Here is a 20,518-nt window from a genome sequence, read left to right on the forward strand (position 1 = left end):
GCTAAGTTATGAAGGATTATCGTTGTGGACATCTTCCAGTGCATCTAAGAAATGCTGCACCAGTCTCGATGGTTTTGGGGACTTTCGATAGATAGCGGTAAATTCACAATGGTATGTAAAGGTTTGGTTATTGATGCGTTTCACATAACCTGCTTCTGCCAATGGGTGCGCGTAATGATCCGGTAAAAAACCGATGTAACGCCCAGACCGAATCAGTGTCGCCACACCTTCTTGGTCATTGGCCGCCGCGTGTTTCTGTAATCCGAGCCCTCTGCCTACTTCCATATTGGGGCTAGAAAAGCTCAATCCGGCATAATTTTCAGCGCGTATTTGCTCGTTGGTTACGGGGCGATGATTGTCGTAAAATGGATGGCCAATGCCACAATACATAGACATGTGTTCACCAAATAAGGGTAGGTACACTAAGCTGGTGGAGCGGCGGTGAGGTGGAATAATACCGACATGATATTGTCCTTCTAGTACGCCTTTCTCGATCTCATTGACTGGGACGACATGGATATCTAGCACCACATCGGGAGAGTCTTCACAGTAGCGAGCAATCGCTTCAGGGACTCGACACTCTGGGTTGGAAACTGTTTTATCGAACATTGCAATAACTAGCTGGCCCTGTAGCGAACGATGCATATCGTTAACTTCGTGGCGAAAGTCTTCAATCGACTTTGTTAGTCGTTCTGCGCTGGCATAAATTTGCTCTCCCTCATTGGTAAGAGAAAACCCGCCTCGACCGCGTCTGCAAAGTACCAGACCTAGTCGCAGCTCGAGATCCTTGAGGTGACGACTAATGGTTGAGCGGCCGATATTTAATTCCATTTCAGCCGCGCTTAATCCACCACATTCCACAACCGCCATGAATACCCGCAGCAGGCGAATGTCAGCGTCCGATAATTGCCCAAGTAATGCTCTCATTATGTTTCATAAACCTGCATGTTTAGTTTGATAAGTTGTAATTTACCAAACAATCATTTCATCTTAAAGTAAATTTCAGTTAGCAGTTTGGGAGCCAGCACTTACATCAAGTGTAGATTGGAATAAGGATATAGGATGGAAACTCAACCAACACAGGCAGGGCTTGACGCGTATTGGATGCCCTACACAAGTAACCGTGAATTTAAACAGAACCCACGGATGATCACCGGGGCCGATGGTGCGTACTACATTGACGACCGTGGTCGACGTATTTTTGATGGGCTTTCGGGTCTTTGGACTTGTGGAGCTGGCCATAATCGACCTGAAATCAGCCAGGCGATTGCTCAACAGCTTTCTCAAGTTGATTATGTTCCCGCGTTCCAATTTGGTCACCCTAAAGCATTTGAACTTGCTGAGCGAATCGCAGCGCTCGCGCCTGCCGATCTTAATCGAGTCTTTTTTACCAACTCCGGTTCTGAGTCCGTCGATACTGCAACCAAGATTGCTCGTGCTTATTGGCGTCAAAGTGGTCAACCTAATAAGACCCGCATTATCGGTCGAACTAAGGGGTATCACGGCGCAAGTTGGGGTGGCATCAGTTTCGGTGGTATTGGAGCCAACCGTAAACTCTGGGGTCAAGGTGTGGAGGCCGATCATATTGGTCATACTTGGCGTGCAGAAGAAGCATTCACTCAGGGGTGTCCTTTGGATGGCGCTGATCGCGCGGATGAATTACTCGACCGAATCGCCCTTCACGATGCATCGAATATAGCGGCGGTTATTGTTGAGCCATTTTCTGGCTCTGCCGGTGTCATCATCCCACCAGTTGGTTATCTCAAGCGTTTAAGAGAGATTTGTACTGCAAATAATATATTACTGATTCTCGATGAAGTGATTACTGGATTTGGCCGTACTGGCGAGATGTTTGGTGCCAATGCGTTTGGTGTCGTTCCCGATATGATTTGCTGTGCTAAGCAAATTACCAATGGGGTGATTCCTATGGGAGCTGTGATTGCGAAAGATGAAATATATCGAGCATTCATGGAAGCGGGAGGAGCCGAACATAATATTGAACTGCCTCACGGTTACACATATTCGGGGCACCCGGTGGCTTGTGCTGCTTCACTTGCGACATTAGATGTGCTCGAAAGAGATCATTTAATTCCGAGAGTGGCGGAAATGTCTCCGATTTTCGAGTCCGCGATTCATAGCCTCAAAGGCGTCCCAAACGTTCTAGATATTCGTAATTACGGGTTTGCGGCAGGTATTAGCGTCGCTCACAAAGACGGTGACCCAGGTATTAGGCCTTATCAAATCGCCATGGATCTTTGGCAGAAGGGGTTTTATGTTCGCTATGGCGGAGACACACTTCAGCTTGCGTTACCGTTTATTACCGAAAGACATGAGATCGATAGCTTAGTGAATGCGATAGGTGAATCGTTTAGCCGTATTGACTGATCATGGGTTAACGTTGAACGAACATTTAGCCAATCGTTACAAGTAACATGAGACACCTTCAGTTGTGGGTGTCTCGAATCAAACAGAGTTTTACTCATCAATACAGACATAACTATTTTTTAAGGGAAGATTATGCCATTAATGCAATTTGACGTGATTGAAGGTCGAAGTGAATCAGAGATGAAGGCCATTCTAGATGTAACACACCAAGTTGTTCTAGACGTGTTTAAAGTGCCAGAGCGAGACCGTTATCAGATTGTGTACGAACACAAACCCGCTAACATGATTTTTGAAGATACAGGACTTGGTTTTTCACGTTCTGACAATTTGATTATGTTGCGTATTTTTACCAGCCCTCGTCCTGAAGAGACCAAGATTGAGTTTATGAAAACCTTAGCTGAAAAGCTTGAAGCCGAGTGCGGCATTAAAGGCAACGACTTGATGATGTCTTTCTTTACCAACACTCGACATGATTGGAGTTTTGGCTTTGGTGAAGCGCAATACTACACAGGAAAGCTGTAGTTCACGTCAGCTTATGTAGCGGTTAAATTAGAAATGTTTTATATCAAGCCACAAAGTTATCTTTGTGGCTTTTTTCATCGGTGGAATCGTTAGTCGACTAGAGCGTACCCATACGAATACGTTCAGAGCGTGCTCTTAAGTATTCGAGAGTGAGGAGCAGCATTAATGAAACCACGACCAGTAGAGTTGCGACTGCTAAGATTGTGGGGCTAATTTCCTCTCGCAGTCCTGAGAACATTTGTCGTGGTATGGTTCGCTGTTCTGGTCCAGCAAGGAAGAGTACAACAACTACTTCATCAAACGACGTCACGAACGCAAACAACGCACCAGAGATGACACCTGGTCGTATCAACGGCATGATAACTTTGAAAAAGGTGTAGGTCGGTTTTGCCCCCATTCCCATCGATGCATTCACTAACGAGTAGTCAAAGCCCGCGAGCGCAGCGTTCACCGTAATAATCACAAATGGCGTACCAAGAGCGGCATGGGCAATAATGACACCTAGGTAGCTACCGGCGAGGTTGAGCTGGGTATAGAAGAAGAACATACCTGCTGCGGTAATAATAAGCGGGACAATCATCGGAGACAGCAACATTGCCATGATTGCACGTTGGAAAGGCATGTCAGAGTTGCTCATGCCGATGGCCGCTAATGTCCCCAAAATTGTTGCGATTGCTGTCGCGCATATACCAATGAAGAAACTATTTTTAATCGCGAGAATCCACTGGTCATCAGAAAATATCTGTTGGTACCACTTTACTGAATAGGCTTCAGCGTCGAGCGATAACATGCCCTCGGTAAATGTGAAAAAGGGTTCTGCATTAAAGGAAAGCGGAATGATGATTAATATTGGCAGCATCAGAAACAGTAATACTAAGTATGCAGACGCAGACAAACTGATAGTGCCTAGCTTTTGTAGCGGTGAATAGTAACGAGGAAATTTAAACATTGTTTACCCCAATTTAATGTTATTGACGCCGACAAGACGGTCGTAGATCCAATACAGCAGGACGATGAGAACCAGCAACAAACTTCCCAGAGCCGCCGCTAATTCCCAGTTATTAGATGACTGCATATGGAACGCAATAATATTACTGATCATCTGGCCGTCGGTGCCTCCTACCAATGCTGGCGTAATGTAGTAGCCAATTGAGATAATAAACACAAGCAACGCGCCTGCACTTAAACCGGGTAGGGTCATGGGGAAGTAGATTTTGAAGAATGCAGGCATGGGCTTTGAGCCCAACGATAATGCAGCTCTAAAGTAGCTTGGGTCGATATTCTTCATAACACTGTATAGTGGGAGAACCATAAAAGGCAGAAGAATATGAGTCATGGATATAACCGTTGCGAACTCGGTATAGAGCATTTCAAGTGGCTCATTTATTATTCCTATACTCTGCATCGTGCTATTTATTACCCCATTGGTTTGCAGTAGTGCAATCCAAGATGTGGTTCTTACTAACAGTGAAGTCCAAAAAGGAAGTAAAACAAACACCATAAGTGTATTGGCTTTCTTGTTGCTTGTGTTGGCAAGAAAATAGGCCAAAGGGAAGGCGAGCAATGCTGTCAGCAGTGTGATCGTTAACGCGATGCGTAAACTACGCCAGTACAGTTTTAAGTATATTTGTGTGTCACGTGCCTTTACTTCACCTGCTTGATCCCGCTTTAGATCCAAAGCGGTTAAGTAATAGCGGTCAGTCCACACGTTACCTAAGCCTTTCATTGCAGACCAAAGTTGTGGGTTGCTCCACTTTTTATGGGAGGCTAATAACTCTTGGCCCTGCCCATTGATTAAAACTTCTGGCTCAACTCGCTTGAGTTTTCGTGCCGTCGACTTTATCAGGCTAGATGTTCCGGGTACCGAACGGTTGAGCTCTTCGGCTAGTTTTCCCGATTTGCGTTCGTTGGCCAAGGTTTGCAGCTCTAAGCTAAACGTGGCTAGTACTTGTGCAGGAGGCAAAGTGTCGGGACTTGCTTCCCACTGTTGCATTTCCTCCAACGTTTGAGGAATTAGTTGCGAAACCGTGGGGTGATAAACACTGCGATATAGCATGGTTGCGATAGGGGCGAGAAATGCCAGCAACACAAAGCATAATAAAGGTAACGTAAACGCCAGTAACCGGACTTTTTTTCGCCTGAGTTGTCTCTGGCTTTGAGCTATTTCTTCAATACTTAAATGTGCTGACATCCAATCTTTCTCCTAGATTACTTCAATAACCACTCGTTGAATTTCTCACCAAGAGATTCGCCATAATCAGCCCAGAATAGGCTTGATGCTTTTAAACCTTCATCAAGATGCGATGATGGAAGCATTGGAATAACGGCTTTATCGACATATTTGTAAGAGGACTCACGAGTTGGGCCATATGCGATATCTGGCATTCCCGCTAAAGGCTTTGAGCCTGTGGCAAATCGGATAAACTCTTCAGCCACTTTTTTATGTTTTGTCCCTTTCACAATTGCCCATACATCTAAGTCATATAAATGCGCGTTCCAAACCATTTCGAATGGCTTTCCTTCTGCTTGGATAGCGTTAAAAATACGTCCGTTCGCGGCTTGAACCATAACGGCTCCACCATCATTGAGGAGTTGTGGCGCTTGAGACCAAGAGTCAAACCAAACAATGTCATCTTTGATAGACGCTAACTTGGTAAACGCGCGTTGTTGGCCTTCGTCTGTTTCCAATAGTTCGTAGACCTCTTCTTTTGGAACTCCGTCAGCCAACAGTGCCCATTCCATATTTACCTGTGGGCGTTTGCGTAGTGCGCGTTTTCCTGGGAAGGTTTTGGTATCAAATAAATCCGCAACGGTTGTTGGTTTGCCACCTTGAATGGTGTCATTGTTATAGGCATACAGTACCGTCCATACTATATTCCCCACACCACATTCGTTTGCCAATGCTTCACTTGCGAAATCTTCCGCGGCTGGCGTGCCATCATCGCCGGGCGGTAACGTGTCCATCGGGAAAGGTTCCAGTAATCCTTCAGAACAGGCACGTTCTAAGTCAATTACTTCCATATCGATCACATCCCAAAGCACATTGCCACTCTCGACCTGAGCTTTCAGTTCTGCAACGCCACCTGAGTAGTTTTCAGATAAAATTTTATGTCCGGTTTCAGCCGTAAATGGGTCAAGCATGTGTTTTTTCTGAGTATCACCATAAGAGCCGCCAAAAGAAACGGCGGTAAATTGCTCTGCAATGGCATTTGTGCTTAGGAGCCCTGTTAACAACAGTGCAATCGTGGTTTTACTAATCATATTGATTCCTTTCAAGTTGATAGGTTGTTATGTAATACGAAAATTACGGTTTTTCTAATGCCAATCCGACGGTTGCGGACCAGGTTAGTTTCGTGACATCTCCAGAGGTGAAGTTAGGTGCTTCATGATCATTAAGCACTTTAACCATCACTTCGGTTTTATCGCGTAACTGGAATAGGTAGCGAATAAAGTCACCGACATACAGGCGGGTGATGAACGTGGCATCAATGCTGTTATCGTTATCTGAACTCGGAACGCCAATAAAGAGGTTCTCTGGACGTATGGTCAAAAGGCATTCTTGCCCTGGTACAAGTCGGTTGGTTGAAATACCTCGCACTCTCGACTCGTCATCGAGAATAAGCTCATAGTAGTTGCCATTCATCTCAACAACACGGGCGGGAATTTTGTTGTTTTCACCAATGAAATCAGCAACAAAAGCGTTGGCAGGTTCCTCATAGAGAGTGTCTGGGCTGGCGCATTGTTGCACGATACCATTGTTGAACACCGCGATTCGATCTGACATCGTGAGTGCTTCGGTTTGGTCGTGAGTCACGTAGATCGCTGTGAAGCCAATTTTCTCGTGAAGCCGCTTTATTTCAAACTGCATCTGCTCACGTAAATTTTTATCTAAGGCGCCTAAAGGTTCATCCATTAACACTATCGAAGGTTCGAAAATCAGTGAGCGCGCTAATGCGACCCGTTGTTTTTGACCACCGGAGAGTTGCCCGGGATAGCGTGTGCCAAACTCTTCTAGCTCAACCAGTGCAAGTGAATCAGCAACCCGTCGTTTGACTTCATTGTCCGGGAGTTTTCTGACCTTTAAGGGATAGGCTAGGTTTTCAGCCACGGTCATATGTGGGAATAACGCATAATGTTGAAATACCATACCGATATTTCGGTCATACGGCGCAACGTCAGTAATCGGTTTTCCGTCGACTAGGATCTCGCCGCTTGTGACATCTTCAAATCCCGCTAGCATCATAAGGCAAGTTGTTTTTCCCGAACCTGAGGGGCCGAGAAGCGTCACAAACTCTCCTTTTTTAATATCCAGATTAAACTCTTTTACGACTAAATTACTTTGGTCATAACTTTTTTTAACCATCTTAAACTGTACGTATTTTTCGTTGCCCGTATCGCTCATCCATTCCTCACTGAATAATCATCGTCCCTGCCCAAGAAGAGAGCGAATTAGAAAGTCCGAATCACTGAAAATAAGCACCAAAACTATTCATCTTGCTATCTTGGTGGTGCAGATTTCCGGAAAATATTGCTGTTTTCTTAGATAATCATAAATATTGCATAATCCAAGCCAAATAGTGATTTAACGAAAATAAAACTCTAAAACATCTCGCTAATCTCTATGTTTTGTTTTGTTCCGATATTTATCACTTTGCCGATTTGGATAGAAATGATGGATTGTGAGCGCCCTGAACGCTAAGAGTCTGGTAGGGTGCGAGACGATAAAACGACTGTTGAATTCCTTGATTCATATAAGAAAAAATAATTCACTTTAATATTGCTCATAAAAAGAGATACTTACGTTGAAAAATAACGTTAAGCAGAGTCAGTAAATTCTTGACACGGTTTGCGACAGAAAGAACATGAGAGGGAATGATGTTAGATAGGCGCAAGTTTTTTATTGATGGTGAATGGGTTGAACCAAATAAAAGTAATGACTTTGATGTACTAAACCCGACAACTGAACAAGCGATTGCAACCATCTCACTGGGAAGTGCTGATGATGTAGAACGCGCCGTATCTGCTGCGAAAAGGGCTTTTGCTAGTTATCGCGAAACCAGTGTTGAGGAGCGTTTAGCGCTGCTTGAGCGTTTACTGACAATCTATCAACGTCGTTACAATGAGATGGTGGAAATCATAACGTTGGAACTCGGCGCGCCCACGACAATGTGCGCTGAAGAACAAGCTCATACCGGGATTGGTCATTTAGAAGGATTTATTGAAGGACTGCGCCGATTAAAACATCGTGAAACACTGCCCAATGGTGATGTGCTGTGTCGTGAACCTATTGGTGTTTGCGGACTGATTACGCCTTGGAACTGGCCGATTAATCAGATTGCTCTAAAAGTACTACCTGCTTTAGCGACCGGATGTGCATGTGTCTTAAAACCCAGTGAGATCACGCCACTAAATGCGATGTTATATGCCGAAATGATCGCAGAAGCCGGATTCCCAGCCGGTAGCTTCAATTTAGTTAATGGCGATGGAACTGATGTTGGGTCTGCGCTTACGTCGCACAAAGATGTAGAAATGGTCTCGTTTACGGGCTCAACCAATGCTGGGATTGCGATCAGTAAAAGTGCGGCTGACACCATTAAACGGGTGACGTTGGAGCTTGGAGGAAAGTCACCCAATATTATTTTCGAAGATACTGACCTTGAAACCAGCGTTACACGTGGAATTGAAAGTTGTTTTCTCAATTCTGGTCAATCTTGCGATGCGCCCACTCGTATGTTGGTTCAACAATCCGTTTACGCACAGGCTGTCGATATTGCGCAATCTGTCGCTGAACGCATCGAAGTCGGTGACCCAACAAAAGAGGGGCGTCATCTTGGCCCATTGGTCAGCCAATTGCAGTTTGATCGAGTCCAATCGATGATAGAGGTTGGCATTGTGGAAGGGGCGCGTCTTGTTATTGGTGGCTTGGGGAAGCCTGTCGGATTTGAAACGGGATATTTTGTGAAACCCACTGTCTTTGCTGATGTGACAAATACCATGCGCATCGCTCGAGAAGAAGTCTTTGGTCCTGTCCTGGTTATGATTCCATTTGATGATGAACCTCAGGCTATCGAAATCGCGAACGATACCGATTATGGCCTTGCTGCTTATATAGAAACAAACGATCAGGCTCAAGCAAAACGAGTGGCTGCTCGACTACGTGCTGGTATGGTTCATATTAACGGCGGCTATTTGCAGTATGGAAGCCCATTTGGTGGATACAAGCGTTCAGGTAATGGACGTGAAGGGGGTTTGATCGGGCTTGAGGATTTTTTAGAGATCAAGACGCTTCATTATCCTGAGTAATAATTGAACCCGATGAATTGTAAATTTAATAATTGTTTAAGGAAGCACGATGAACGTTAATTGCCCAGTATTATCTTTCCCAGCCACATTTTATCGCGGCAATGGTTCAATAGAGCGCCTCAAGGATGTTGTTGCGAAATTTGGTAGTCGCGCATTTGTTATCGGCGGTCAACGTGCTCTTGAAGCAACAATGCCACTTATCGATAGTAGAGACCTCGGGCTAGATGTCGTTGATACGATGTGGTTTGGGGGGGAGTGTACCTACAAAAATGTGGATCAGCTAACCTCGGTGATTCGAGGCCACAGCGTGAGCTTCATTATCGGAGTGGGTGGTGGAAAGTCGATGGATACGTGCAAGCTGGTCGCCGAAAAAGTAGGGCTACCTTTGGTGGTGATTCCCACGATAGCTGCGACATGTGCCGCTGTTGCTGCTTTGTCAGTTATATATGACGATCAGGGACACTACCTTGATTTTCACGATCTGAAACAAGCGCCAGATGTGGTGATTTTGGACCCACAAATCATTGCGAAAGCGCCTGCTCGTTGGCTGTCCGCAGGGCTGGGAGATACACTCGCCAAGCTTTATGAATATCGAGTTGTAGAAAAATCTAATCCCGATTGCAGCCTTAACATGTCGGCGTCTCATAATAGTCAGCTGTGTTTTGATGTGATTGCTAAATATGGTGGAGAAGCCATTCAGTCCTTGGACAATGAACAGCCCTCTTTTGCTCTTGAGCAAGTGATGGATGCCATCTTCATTTATGCTGGATTTACCTCAATTATGGGAGTGGGCAATCACGTGGCGGCGGCACATGGTCTCTATAATGGCTTTACAGTGATCGATAAAACGCGCCACTTTGGTCATGGTTTGTTAGTGGGTTATGGCAATCTTTGCTTGTTGGTGTTAGAAAATCGGAGCGATGATGAGATTGTGTCGGCGATTGAATTAGCCAAAGCGTGTGGTGTGCCAACGTCGTTATCCAGCATTGCTGAACTGACCAAGAGCGAATTGCAGCAAGTGGTCGACGCCGCAATTGATACGCCCGATATTCAAGATATGCCTTTCACGGTGACCAGTCAGGATTTGATTAGTGCGATGGAACGGGTCGATGATCTGGCCTCAAAGTTCGCCTAAACTTCTGCATCTATTTTGAAGTCACACGATTCGCCATAAAGGCAATAAAAAAGATAGGACGTTATGGCCCTATCTTTTTTTGTTTATAAACGAGTCAGTCGGCTGGGTTTAGCCAAAAAGACGGTGTTAAAAGTCGAGACGTGTGGATTCCGATAAATACACTACAGAAGGGCCGTTAAGTTCGGCAGCACTTTTCAGACATTCAGCAAACGAAGTTGAGCTCGGCTGATAAACTTTCCAGCCACAGGCTTCGGCTATCTTAACGAGATCTGGAGTATAGATCTCAACCCCGGTAAGCGGAATATCTCGGTTCTGCATATAGGTCTTTATTTCGCCATAGCCGCTGTTGTCGTGAAGAATTAATATGACTTTTGCAGCGGCTTCGGTAGCCGATGCTAATTCACCAAGACAGAACTGAAGACCGCCGTCTCCGGTAATGGAAATCACATGCTTGTTCGTGGCCAAACTTGCCCCAATCGCAGCAGGCAAACCGTACCCAAGGGTGCCAAAACCGGATGCTGACGAGAAAAAGCCTCCTGTACGCTGAGCTTCAAATGCCATGATGCCCGAATAAACTATCTGGGTGGAATCCCCAATTATCGGGGTATTCGGCAAGTTATCGCGGATAAGGTTGAGGATGTTGATATCCGAAGTAATGGCCTTAGAAAGTTGATTCTTATCCTCACGAGCCTGTGCTGCTCGTGTTTCTCCTTGGCTTGCTGAATGCGGTGATAATTGCGTAGCCAAAGCCGTGACGGTTTCGTTAGCATCGGCGGCAATACCAATATCGGCTTTTAAGTTTCGATGGATCTGTGTTGGATCGATGTCGACTCGAATCAAAGTGCCGGGAACTTGAAAGCCGCCATCTTCATTAAAATCATAATCGGTTGAACCCAGTTCTGTGCCGAGGGCGAGCACCACATCTGCTTGTGCAATAAGCTGACGAGTTTTGGGGAGTGATGCCGATAGGGGAACCGCTAATGGGTGGTTAACCGGCATGGCACCGCGAGCGTTTGTTGTCATTACAACCGGCGCATCGAGCTGTTCCGCAAGTGCACAAATAGGTGTGTTTTTTGCGCCGCCCCCTACTAAAATAACGGGCGATTTAGCGCTGTTTAATGCGTCAATTGCTGGAGATAGCGCCTGTTTCGCTGGAGCCGGTGGCAGTAAATTCAGTGCTGGAGAAATCGCATCATTGACCACAGGAGAGACCAGTATATTTAATGGGATCTCAATATGTACAGGGCGAGGGCGAGAGCACTGGAATACAGCAAAAGCATCGTCTAGCGCTTTGTCCAATTCACCGACATTATGTATGGTGCGGCTGAATGCTGACACGCCCTCGACGACAGAGCTTTGGTTCGGCATTTCATGTAACCAACCTTCACCTGACCCCATCTGACCGTGAGCATTAACCGTTGATATCACAAGCATCGGAATTGAATCGCCATAGGCTTGCCCCATTGCGGTGACAATGTTGGTCATTCCGGGACCCGATATAATAAAACATGCTGCAGGTTTACCCGTTACGCGCGCATAGCCATCGGCCATAAACCCGGCACCTTGTTCGTGTCTTGGCGTGATGTGTCGTAATCCACTTTCAGGAAAATTTCGGTACAATTCGACAGTATGAACACCTGGGATACCAAAGACGATCTCAATCCCACGAGACGCTAGCAGAGCAGGCAGGCGAGATCCTAAGGTGACAGTTTCTGGTAACATTTTGATTTCCCTTCAAAGTAAGACATATAAACACGATAACTTTGAGGGATTGTGAGCGTAAAAACAAACTAATTCTTTTCACATCAAGTGATAAAATAATTCACCAATCTGAAATATAAGGTTTTAGCTATTTCTCGCCAGTTCGTCTTTTAGCCATTCAAGGAAAGCAGTGTGAGCGGGTGTGAGGGATTTCCCATAGGGGATCGCAATATAATAAGCTCCTTCGCAAGGAAGAGTCCGGTCAAAGGGCGCGACGAGTTGCCCTTTCTTGATCGCATCGCTGCATAAAAATTCGTCACCTATCGCGATGCCCTGAGAAGCCAATGCGGCTGAGTAAACCAAGTTTAGATCGTTAAATATGATGCCTTTTTGGGCGAACTCTATCGGTTGACCAATGGCTCGATTCCAATCTTCCCAATCTTGATAGTCGCTGAGGTGTAATAGCGTTGCCTGCTGTAAGTCGGCATGATTCGAAAAACCATCAAACTTATTAAGGTAAGCGGGGCTGCAAAGTGGGGTGGATTCAATGCGTTTAAGAAGCTCGATCTCGGCATCAGCAGAAAAGTCTCGCCCAAACGTAATAAATATATCGACATTTTGGTCGCTGATATCAGAAACTTTTTGTGGTGTGGTTAGTGAAATGGTGACATCAGAATACGCCTCTTTGAACTTCCCAATATTTAAACAGAGCCAACTGCTGGCAAACCCCGGCGCGCAACTTATATTGATTTTCCCTCCGATACCAGCAGAGGCATTGCGAACCGCAGAGGAAGTAATGATGTTAAGCGCTTTACGAATATCTTTCGCGTATGCATGACCACGCTGCGTAAGCTCCACACCGGTTCCCACTCGATTCAATATTTGAAACCCTAAGTCACTTTCCAAGAGTCGGAGCTGGTGACTGACCGCGCTTCGGGTTAGGTTGAGTTCATCAGCGACTTGCCAAACTTTTCCATGGCGAGCAAAGCTTTCTATCGCTCTCAACGCCTGAGTGGAAGGTAACTTGCGCATGTCTAATCCCTTATAAACTTTAAAATGGTCGATTACTGATGAATCACTGAATCTTAAAGCAGCGGCGAGGGAAACTAAAGTACCTATTTCCTTCTGCTTATACCCGCTTGTTCAATATTGATGCGATACGTAATGAGTAACGGGTATCTTTGTCGCTTATATTGGCATGATGTTCTAGAAGTGAAATAAGAACTATGTTACATATTGTTGGTTTTTCAATGAGTTGGTTTTGATGGTAGAAACGAGCTGGCTGGTTATTGAAGATGTTATAACAAGCATATAGCAAGGATAGATTATGGAAGAATACTGGAACCCGATGGTTCCTGAATTATCAGTGAGTAATTTTGAAGAGTCGTTATCATTTTACGTCGATGTGCTTGGTTTCTCTGTACGTATTAAGCGAGAAAATCCTGATTTTGTATATCTTGAACAAGAACAGGTTCAGATCATGCTCGAACAAATCACGGATTCAGGGTGGATTACTGGTGAGTTAGTTACTCCATTAGGACGTGGAGTAAACTTTCAAATAGAGCTTTCAGACTTAGAGCCGCTAGTTGAAAGACTGAAGAAAGCTAATGTACGTTTTTTCCGTGATTTAAAAGAAACATGGTATGACGTTGGTGAAAAGCTATCAGGTGAACGAGAGTTTCTGATACAAGATCTAGATGGTTATTTACTAAGGTTTACCCAGCACCTTGGAGAGAAAGCGAAACCGTCAGAGTAGTGTTATGTCAAGGCGTTTAACAGTGACCAAAAACGCTTGGCACGTTAACTTAGCGGTAAAATTTTTTTGGGGAGAGTTGGTATGTGGAGTGGCCTATTTGCGCCGTGGGTAGTGGAAGAGTCTTATAAATATTACCTTGCTTCAGTAAAAGTGAGCGACTTAGGTTATGTTTCAGATGTGAACGCTGCACTCTCAATTGAAATACTATTTAAAAGTTACCTATGTAAAGAAATACGAGTCAACAAAGGTGTTACTTACAAGTTTGATTCAAAACTGTTAAATAATGAATATAAATCACCCGATATTTCTGCTTTCCATGATTTGTTTCTTTTAGCCAAATCTTTACCAGAAGAAATACAGCTTTTATTATTTAACGATTCAGACTTTGAAATATTAAAAAGAAGACGAGATACGTTTGCATCGTCTAGATACCTTTACGAGTCGAAAAACAGAGCTGGCAGTTCTAATGTTTTGTCTCAACTAGCGTTTGAATATATTGAAAAAACGATTTTTCTATACAAAGAAAAAGATTGCGGTGATTGGTGGATACAGCACTATCCAGAAATTTATAAAGGCATTTAAGTTACATAAAAACAGTAGGTTATATTTTTCCACCAATACAGAACTGACACCTCAGTAATTCAGTGAAGTCCTACTTTAATTCCTGCCGAGTACTGTTGTGTTTGAGTTTTGTAGAGCACTAAGATTGATGGAGAACAGCAGTCTTAGCGGGGAGTCATTACGTCTATGTGTATCTGTAATAAGGAGTTAATTTTGAATCGCAAGTACTGTCGCTTATATGTTAATTCTGAACAATATTTACATTCAAGCATTACTGATGCAAAGGAAGCTGCGATACAGTATATCTCTCAAAAAGCGGAGCTTAGAATCGAGTATCTATTTGAAACAGATGAACCCGATTTTTGGGACTATGAATATAATAATGAGAAATGGGTTCCTTCTTAACTATTGTAGATAGATGTCGCACAGCAGGCATCTTATCTGGGTGTTGAACAAGCCTGAAGTCACTCTTTATAGTCAATTGCTCATCGATACTAACAGGAACAAACATATTTTTATTTGAAAAGTCGGTTTTGAAGTTTGGCATAACCGCATCTAAATATGTGAATAATGGTGATTAGATCACAAGGAGTTAATGCATTCAAGCTCATATCGTGGTGAAATAGAGGTAAGATCAAAATCGAGAATGAGGCTAGGTAGAAACCCTACAGCCTCGCTAGGAAGTTAAATGAAGGTTCAGCATATAATCGACGATTTACAGTCTGTCTTTAGCAAACAGCCTGAAACAAAAAACTATGATGTTGCTTTTGCTTGTTACTCAGAAGATGGGTCTGGATGCATAGAAATTGACTATGTGGAAGCCTTTGATTGGGATGAGGATGAGGAGTTTTTTCTTATTCCTGAAAACTGCGCGAAATATTATGATCGAGAAGCGGTTAAATACAAAGCCGCTCACTTTGTTGAAGAATTAAAAAAGATAAAAATTGAGAACTTTTCAGAGTTTGAAACCTATGTCAGAAAAAGGATAAAAGTAGCAAAGGATGGCTCTGTTATTTCAATAAACTCACCTATGTGGGGAACAGGCGTTCACGATACTGAGAAATTTGTATATTTCTATCACGGCAAAGAGAGCGCGTAGCTTCCGAACAAGAGAATTGGACTCCCGCTCTAATACAAAGCTAACCTTATCGGCGTTGATTTAGGCACTAAAGCTATTCAAGTGTGTATCTACACAAGTAAAAAAAGATCAATCGAATAAATAGAACTGACACCTCAGTAATTCAGTGAAGTCCTACTTTAACTCCTGCCGAGTACCGTTGTGTTTGAGTTTTGTAGAGCATTAAGATTGATTGGAAAACAGCAGTCTTAGTGGGGATTCATTCTGTCTAGTTTGCGCACCGACGACAATCAGTCAATAGGGAATTTTTGCTTCTGGTGTAGAACTCGCATTACACGAATTTCTGAGCCTTCAACCCAGTAGGAAACGAGTATTGAGATTTCTGGGATAATTAGTAATCGTCCACGAATACCATCACGTTGAACACCTATAAGTGGTTGCTCAAGTAAACTTTCTACTTTAACTTCGATGATTTCGTCAGTTTTTTCCGCCGTGTTAGGGTTGAAGTCATAAAGAAACTCAAAGATCTTCTCACGATCATTTAGCGATTCTTCTTCCCATAAAATCACTGTTGACCCCGGCTGCGAATCTTAGCTTTTCGTTCAGCCATTCGCGATTTTGCTGAGTCATGATCAACAAATGAGGCTTCTCCTGAGTCAAACTTCTCAAATGCTAGGTTTACTTGTTCAGTTAACCAAGCGTCGTGAGATAATGCTCTACGTTGTTGTTCAGCCATTTGCTCGGTAAGCTCACGGCAAGCATCGCTAAGTGTGCGTCCTTGGCTTTCAGCCATTTGCTGAGCTAAGCGTTTAACTTCGTCATCAACACGAAATTGAATTCTAGCGTCCATGAGTAACTCCTAAACAATTGTGTGTACAAATGTTATCACTGGAGTTAGGCAAGGGCAACTAACAAGATAATTGGACTCTCGCGCTAATACAAAGCTAACCTTATCGGTGTTGATTTAGGCACTAAAGCGATTCGGTGTGTATTTAAACCAGTCGCTTTATTTACAGACTTTGAAATTGTCACTGACTCGGAGCTTGAGTATTGCCTACTGCAACTTTCCGCGGGTCAATCGGCAGCTTGATTTATAACAAATAAGGATAGATGTCGCGCAGCCGGCATCTGATCTGGGTGTTGAACAAGCCTGAAGCCACACTTCATAGTAAATTGTACGATTTGATGGGTGCTTAGCCTTGATTCTTTTTCTCAAGGCGAGAATACGAAGCAAATCGCGAGTTGCTCTCATATACAGAGCATGACCAAGAATAAAGTCAATATTAAGCTCTCGACACCAATCCGAAACCCAGTCAATGCCCAAATATACCCAATCAAGAAACACCTGCTTCTCTCCTGTTAACTGCAATATTCAATACGTTGAATTAAGCTCAAGCTAGGATGATAAATCTAAGGATGTAGCTCTCGTTTTTGAAATTAATCCAAACGTTCGGAACAGCCTTCGGCGTCAAATATGTTCGCGCTTGGCTTAATGTGTCTCGAACTAGATATTATGCTTGGTGCCATTAGCTAATATCTATTTGCGCGGTGTCGAGCAACGATGAATTCTCGTAAACCTTGGTTAAAAATAGTGAGATCATAATAGAACTTATACTGTGTAAAAATACATAATTTTATCAAAAAATGATTCGATTGAATTATAACGATAATATCCATGTTTTTTATAGGTTAATGTGGAATTAATTATTTTATACTACTATTATCAATTAGTTATAGAGTTTGTGGCTGATAGTATTATCATTTGTATGGACAACATTCATATAATAAATATTAAAACTAGGCTGATTATCGCAATGGAAAGAACGTACGGGAAAACTGAAAAAGTTGACTGTGGTAGAGCTATAAAACTAACAAGGCGCTCAAGTCTGATTCGTGAACGCGTGCAGATTTCGGTTTGCTTCATTTTGGCACACGGTCACTCACAGTTGAGCTTATAAATCACAATTATGTAAAGGTATAAATATGAAAAAAATAATATTAATAGCATTAACCGCTTCGATTATTGGCTGCTCATCTCAAGTTCAAACTGGATCTGTAAAACTGGCGTACTCAAACTTTGAAGACAGAGATTATGAAGACACTCTAATGTACATAAGTCAAGCCGAACAGGCGAGGGAAACGAATCCAGAATTAAAAGCAGAATTAACGTATTTGAAGGCTCAAACATATGAAAAAATGGGGGAATATAAGAAGGCAAAAAGTTTGTATAAATATCTTAGCGTTGAGCACAAATCATCACAATATGGTTATTTGGCCGCAGAGCGTTTGAAGCAAAATTTATAATAAGTTGTTTAAACGCAAAAACTATTGGTTATCGCTACGCGATTTTAATTAACTATTTGTATCCACCTAGAAAGGCATAACATTTTTCTGCACTCTTTGTGCAGTTTTTGGGTTTCACTATCAACAGGAATTACAATGAAACTTAGTAGTAAATTAGCCCTAACATTAGGTCTATTATCCTCAACTGTAATCGCAAGCGAATACAACTCCCCAGTAGACAATGTTGAAGTTTATAAAACTAAATTATCAACTTTATCAATACAAAACCTTTCAAATGAAAAAATTGAGATTGACCTTTATGGTGAAACTTTTAATTTAACTCCTGCGTCTGGTATTAAATTTGAATGTTCTGGTTACGAAAGTCTAGAACTTCAAATTAAGAATAACGACCACGATTACTTTGAAGTACCTTGCAAGTCTCGAGTAGTAATCACTGAATCATTTACTAATCAATATGCGCAAGGGGAATAATATGAAAAAATTATTAATATTTTTAACTATCTTTGCACTAGCTGCATGTGATGACAGTAATGATGATGGCTCATCTAAATCTACATATTCATCTTGTAAAATTACTAGCTCTCAAGCTTTATTTGCTGATGATCGTGACAATGACTTAAAGCAATGCTGGGATGCGAGTGGCGATGGTTACGAAAGTCAAGGTGATGCTATGCAGTGGTGCGAAAGGCAAGTAAATACTTATATTGATAATCAGTATTTAATTGGTCACACGGTTAGTTATGCCGTTGAGTCAACTAACTGTAAATAACGAAAATATCACAAGATAATTGGACTCCCGCTCTCACACGAAGTTAATCCACAATTGATTGGTGATCAGTAGTCGGAGTGGGGAGTTATTATGTCTATAAACCGCTTAAATTTCGCAGTCTTGAAAATGGGCGTTATACTCTGGTCATAACTTTAATTGGGAGTTATCGCTGTGGATGGACTTGAAGTTCTACTCAGTATGCATGGTGAACAAGTTCATCGTGATGATGGTTACTGGTGGAAAATTGAGGCTTGGACTGTACCTCCAACAAAAGAGCGACCACACGGTATTCGCTATAATTTAACGCTTCACAACAAGTATAACAAACGTGTATTTGGGCATGATAATACTCATGCAGTAAAGCCATTGAAAGGTAAAAGGTTTAGTGGGAAGCGTTATGAATATGATCATTTGCATAAGTCTGTAATTGACCAAGGCACACCATATGAGTTTTCTGACTGCTACACACTACTTCAGAATTTCTTTGAGGGTATAGATAAAACTATTGCTGCAATAGAGGGTGAATAGCATGAAAGCAAGAATTGGAATTATGTCTGAGAAGCTTATTCGTATGAGGCTATTAGCTATTGCACAAGGTAAATATAAAGCCCAACTAAATGAGCCTAAAGTTTGGTATACGTCGATTAATGCGATTTCACAAATTCTGTGTCCGGAAAACATAGATCTGCTGAGGCTTATCGACTCTGAGAGGCCAGAAAGCTTAACTCAGTTAGCTGAACTAACTGGGAGAGCTAAATCCAACTTGTCGAAAACACTAAAATCGTTAAGTGAAAAAGGTTTTGTTCGCCTAGAACAAGGTCATGGTAAATCTGTTAAACCAGTCGCTTTATTTACAGACTTTGAAATTGTCACTGACTCGGAGCTTGAGTATTACCTACTGCAACTTTCCGCAGGTCAATCGGCTGACTAGTTATAAATTGGTAAAATATGTACATCGGTGAAGCATCAAAACAAACGGGTCTATCTATTAAGGCTATTCGATTCTACGAAGAAATAGGATTAACCAAGAAGCCTAAAAGAAAAGGCCGATATAGAGTATATGATGAAACGGATATAGAGCTTCTCATCTTAATTAAAGAAGCAAAAGATTTAGGTATAACTTTGTCCAAGCTTAAAGGCGTTATTATTTACGACAATGGCATGGTTGATTGGGGAAATATAAAAATATTTTTGGGAGAAATCAGGGAGCAGTTGATTAACCAAATTGACGATATCAATAAGAAAATCGATAGTCTTGATACATGTTATAACCAGATAGATCCATAAATAAATATTTGACTCTCCCCTATAGGGAAGACAGTAAACTGCATCTCAATTAATTAATTGTTGGATAACGAGATGAGTAAACGAGTATTAGTTTTGGATGCAAACCCCAAACAAGACAGTTTTATAAGTGCTTTAGCTGAGGCGTATGCAAAGTCAGCTGAAAAAAACCATGATGTCCAGTTGCTAAAAATATCGGATATGGAATTTAATATGAATCTTTTGGGAGGGTATGATGAGGAATCTTCTATGGAAGATTCGCTAAAGTCATTTCAGACTTCACTTGAGTGGTGCGAACACCTAGTTATTTTTACACCTATTTGGTGGGGAACGTTACCTGCAAAATTAAAAGGACTCATTGATCGGACATTTTTACCTGATTTTGCATTCCAATATGAAAAAGGTAAATCTTTTCCCAAAAAGTTATTGAAAGGGAAAACGGCTCGAATCGTAATGACAATGGATACACCTCCATGGTATTACTATTTAATTCAAAGGGCTCCAGCTATCAAACAGTTAAAGGCACTAACACTCGAATTCGTTGGTTTTCGCCCGGTGAAAAGTAAAATGATTGGCCCTATTATAAGCTCGACTAAAGAGTCTAGAAAAAAATGGATTAATGATGTGTCAAAGCTTGGATTTACCGCAGGTTAAATTGATAACAAATTGCTGTATCGCAAAAACTACTCACCCGCACTCGCATTTTGTCGCTGAGCAAGG

General features: G+C 42.6%; 24 protein-coding genes. 15 read left to right on the forward strand and 9 right to left on the reverse strand.

The genetic code is table 11. From position 1 onward, the window contains the following. Positions 1 to 6 precede the first annotated feature (6 nt). A complete protein-coding gene (locus tag ACXJY6_RS01955) occupies positions 7 to 927 on the reverse strand; it encodes a LysR family transcriptional regulator (RefSeq protein ID WP_458767115.1) in 921 nt (306 codons plus the stop codon). Between the two features lie 135 nt (positions 928 to 1,062). On the opposite strand from ACXJY6_RS01955, the gene aptA reads away from it, so the two are divergent. Beyond that, positions 1,063 to 2,385, forward strand: coding sequence for an omega-aminotransferase AptA (aptA, locus tag ACXJY6_RS01960; protein ID WP_458767117.1), 1,323 nt, complete (start codon positions 1,063 to 1,065; stop codon positions 2,383 to 2,385). Between the two features lie 132 nt (positions 2,386 to 2,517). Further along, positions 2,518 to 2,907, forward strand: coding sequence for a tautomerase family protein (locus tag ACXJY6_RS01965; protein ID WP_458767119.1), 390 nt, complete (start codon positions 2,518 to 2,520; stop codon positions 2,905 to 2,907). A gap of 97 nt (positions 2,908 to 3,004) precedes the next feature. Here the strand turns inward: ACXJY6_RS01965 and ACXJY6_RS01970 are convergent, their stop codons facing one another. Genes ACXJY6_RS01970 through ACXJY6_RS01985 form a run of 4 tightly spaced genes read right to left on the reverse strand, consistent with a single transcriptional unit; the run spans position 3,005 to position 7,309 of the window. Next, positions 3,005 to 3,856, reverse strand: coding sequence for an ABC transporter permease (locus tag ACXJY6_RS01970; RefSeq protein ID WP_458767121.1), 852 nt, complete (start codon positions 3,854 to 3,856; stop codon positions 3,005 to 3,007). Between the two features lie 3 nt (positions 3,857 to 3,859). Next, positions 3,860 to 5,098: an ABC transporter permease gene (locus ACXJY6_RS01975; RefSeq protein WP_456051474.1), complete on the reverse strand. Its 1,239-nt coding sequence runs from the start codon at positions 5,096 to 5,098 to the stop codon at positions 3,860 to 3,862. Positions 5,099 to 5,115: 17 nt separating this feature from the next. Further along, on the reverse strand, positions 5,116 to 6,168 hold the full coding sequence (locus tag ACXJY6_RS01980; RefSeq protein ID WP_458767122.1) for an ABC transporter substrate-binding protein: 1,053 nt from the start codon (positions 6,166 to 6,168) through the stop codon (positions 5,116 to 5,118). Between the two features lie 43 nt (positions 6,169 to 6,211). Beyond that, positions 6,212 to 7,309 carry an ABC transporter ATP-binding protein gene (locus ACXJY6_RS01985; RefSeq protein WP_458767124.1) on the reverse strand — a complete coding sequence of 366 codons (1,098 nt, stop codon included), beginning with the start codon at positions 7,307 to 7,309 and terminating at the stop codon, positions 6,212 to 6,214. Between the two features lie 470 nt (positions 7,310 to 7,779). Between ACXJY6_RS01985 and ACXJY6_RS01990 the strand changes: the two genes are divergently transcribed. Together ACXJY6_RS01990 and ACXJY6_RS01995 are read left to right on the forward strand one after the other, a co-directional pair. Further along, on the forward strand, positions 7,780 to 9,210 hold the full coding sequence (locus tag ACXJY6_RS01990; protein ID WP_458767126.1) for an aldehyde dehydrogenase family protein: 1,431 nt from the start codon (positions 7,780 to 7,782) through the stop codon (positions 9,208 to 9,210). A 49-nt stretch (positions 9,211 to 9,259) separates the two neighbouring features. Next, complete coding sequence (locus ACXJY6_RS01995) at positions 9,260 to 10,345, forward strand: iron-containing alcohol dehydrogenase family protein (RefSeq protein WP_458767128.1); 1,086 nt, start codon at positions 9,260 to 9,262, stop codon at positions 10,343 to 10,345. A 126-nt stretch (positions 10,346 to 10,471) separates the two neighbouring features. Here ACXJY6_RS01995 and ACXJY6_RS02000 read toward each other — a convergent pair whose 3' ends face one another. Then, entirely contained in the window at positions 10,472 to 12,067 is a 1,596-nt protein-coding gene (locus ACXJY6_RS02000) for a 5-guanidino-2-oxopentanoate decarboxylase (RefSeq protein WP_458767130.1), read from the reverse strand. Between the two features lie 123 nt (positions 12,068 to 12,190). Beyond that, positions 12,191 to 13,078, reverse strand: coding sequence for a LysR substrate-binding domain-containing protein (locus ACXJY6_RS02005; protein ID WP_458767131.1), 888 nt, complete (start codon positions 13,076 to 13,078; stop codon positions 12,191 to 12,193). A 295-nt stretch (positions 13,079 to 13,373) separates the two neighbouring features. On the opposite strand from ACXJY6_RS02005, the gene ACXJY6_RS02010 reads away from it, so the two are divergent. The 4 genes from ACXJY6_RS02010 (at position 13,374) to ACXJY6_RS02025 (ending at position 15,462) form a co-directional block, all read left to right on the forward strand. Next, a complete protein-coding gene (locus ACXJY6_RS02010) occupies positions 13,374 to 13,802 on the forward strand; it encodes a bleomycin resistance protein (RefSeq protein WP_458767132.1) in 429 nt (142 codons plus the stop codon). Between the two features lie 81 nt (positions 13,803 to 13,883). Continuing rightward, the gene (locus ACXJY6_RS02015) at positions 13,884 to 14,384 is read left to right on the forward strand and encodes a hypothetical protein (protein ID WP_458767133.1); all 501 of its coding nucleotides are present in this window, start codon (positions 13,884 to 13,886) and stop codon (positions 14,382 to 14,384) included. 192 nt (positions 14,385 to 14,576) lie between these two features. Further along, positions 14,577 to 14,768, forward strand: a complete 192-nt coding sequence (locus ACXJY6_RS02020; RefSeq protein WP_458767135.1) for a hypothetical protein — start codon at positions 14,577 to 14,579, stop codon at positions 14,766 to 14,768. Between the two features lie 283 nt (positions 14,769 to 15,051). Further along, a complete protein-coding gene (locus tag ACXJY6_RS02025; RefSeq protein WP_456051482.1) occupies positions 15,052 to 15,462 on the forward strand; it encodes a hypothetical protein in 411 nt (136 codons plus the stop codon). A gap of 269 nt (positions 15,463 to 15,731) precedes the next feature. Here the strand turns inward: ACXJY6_RS02025 and ACXJY6_RS02030 are convergent, their stop codons facing one another. After that, positions 15,732 to 16,010 carry a type II toxin-antitoxin system RelE/ParE family toxin gene (locus ACXJY6_RS02030; protein WP_458767136.1) on the reverse strand — a complete coding sequence of 93 codons (279 nt, stop codon included), beginning with the start codon at positions 16,008 to 16,010 and terminating at the stop codon, positions 15,732 to 15,734. Beyond that, a complete protein-coding gene (locus tag ACXJY6_RS02035; RefSeq protein ID WP_458767138.1) occupies positions 16,007 to 16,291 on the reverse strand; it encodes a damage-inducible protein J in 285 nt (94 codons plus the stop codon). Before ACXJY6_RS02035 ends, ACXJY6_RS02030 begins: the two co-directional genes overlap by 4 nt. 1,133 nt (positions 16,292 to 17,424) lie before the next feature. Between ACXJY6_RS02035 and ACXJY6_RS02040 the strand changes: the two genes are divergently transcribed. From ACXJY6_RS02040 to ACXJY6_RS02070, 7 genes are all read left to right on the forward strand, one after another. Continuing rightward, on the forward strand, positions 17,425 to 17,745 hold the full coding sequence (locus ACXJY6_RS02040) for a tetratricopeptide repeat protein (protein ID WP_458767140.1): 321 nt from the start codon (positions 17,425 to 17,427) through the stop codon (positions 17,743 to 17,745). A 135-nt stretch (positions 17,746 to 17,880) separates the two neighbouring features. Next, positions 17,881 to 18,216: a hypothetical protein gene (locus tag ACXJY6_RS02045; RefSeq protein ID WP_458767142.1), complete on the forward strand. Its 336-nt coding sequence runs from the start codon at positions 17,881 to 17,883 to the stop codon at positions 18,214 to 18,216. Position 18,217: 1 nt separating this feature from the next. After that, entirely contained in the window at positions 18,218 to 18,514 is a 297-nt protein-coding gene (locus ACXJY6_RS02050; RefSeq protein WP_458767143.1) for a hypothetical protein, read from the forward strand. Between the two features lie 171 nt (positions 18,515 to 18,685). Next, positions 18,686 to 19,042 (forward strand): toxin-antitoxin system TumE family protein, encoded by a 357-nt coding sequence (locus tag ACXJY6_RS02055; protein WP_458767145.1) that lies wholly within the window; start codon positions 18,686 to 18,688, stop codon positions 19,040 to 19,042. A 1-nt stretch (position 19,043) separates the two neighbouring features. After that, positions 19,044 to 19,445: an HVO_A0114 family putative DNA-binding protein gene (locus tag ACXJY6_RS02060; protein WP_458767147.1), complete on the forward strand. Its 402-nt coding sequence runs from the start codon at positions 19,044 to 19,046 to the stop codon at positions 19,443 to 19,445. A 17-nt stretch (positions 19,446 to 19,462) separates the two neighbouring features. Next, a complete protein-coding gene (locus ACXJY6_RS02065; RefSeq protein WP_458767149.1) occupies positions 19,463 to 19,801 on the forward strand; it encodes a MerR family transcriptional regulator in 339 nt (112 codons plus the stop codon). Positions 19,802 to 19,873: 72 nt separating this feature from the next. Next, on the forward strand, positions 19,874 to 20,452 hold the full coding sequence (locus tag ACXJY6_RS02070) for an NAD(P)H-dependent oxidoreductase (protein ID WP_458767151.1): 579 nt from the start codon (positions 19,874 to 19,876) through the stop codon (positions 20,450 to 20,452). Positions 20,453 to 20,518 lie beyond the last annotated feature (66 nt).

The sequence above is a fragment of the Vibrio phycocola genome (assembly GCF_054404255.1).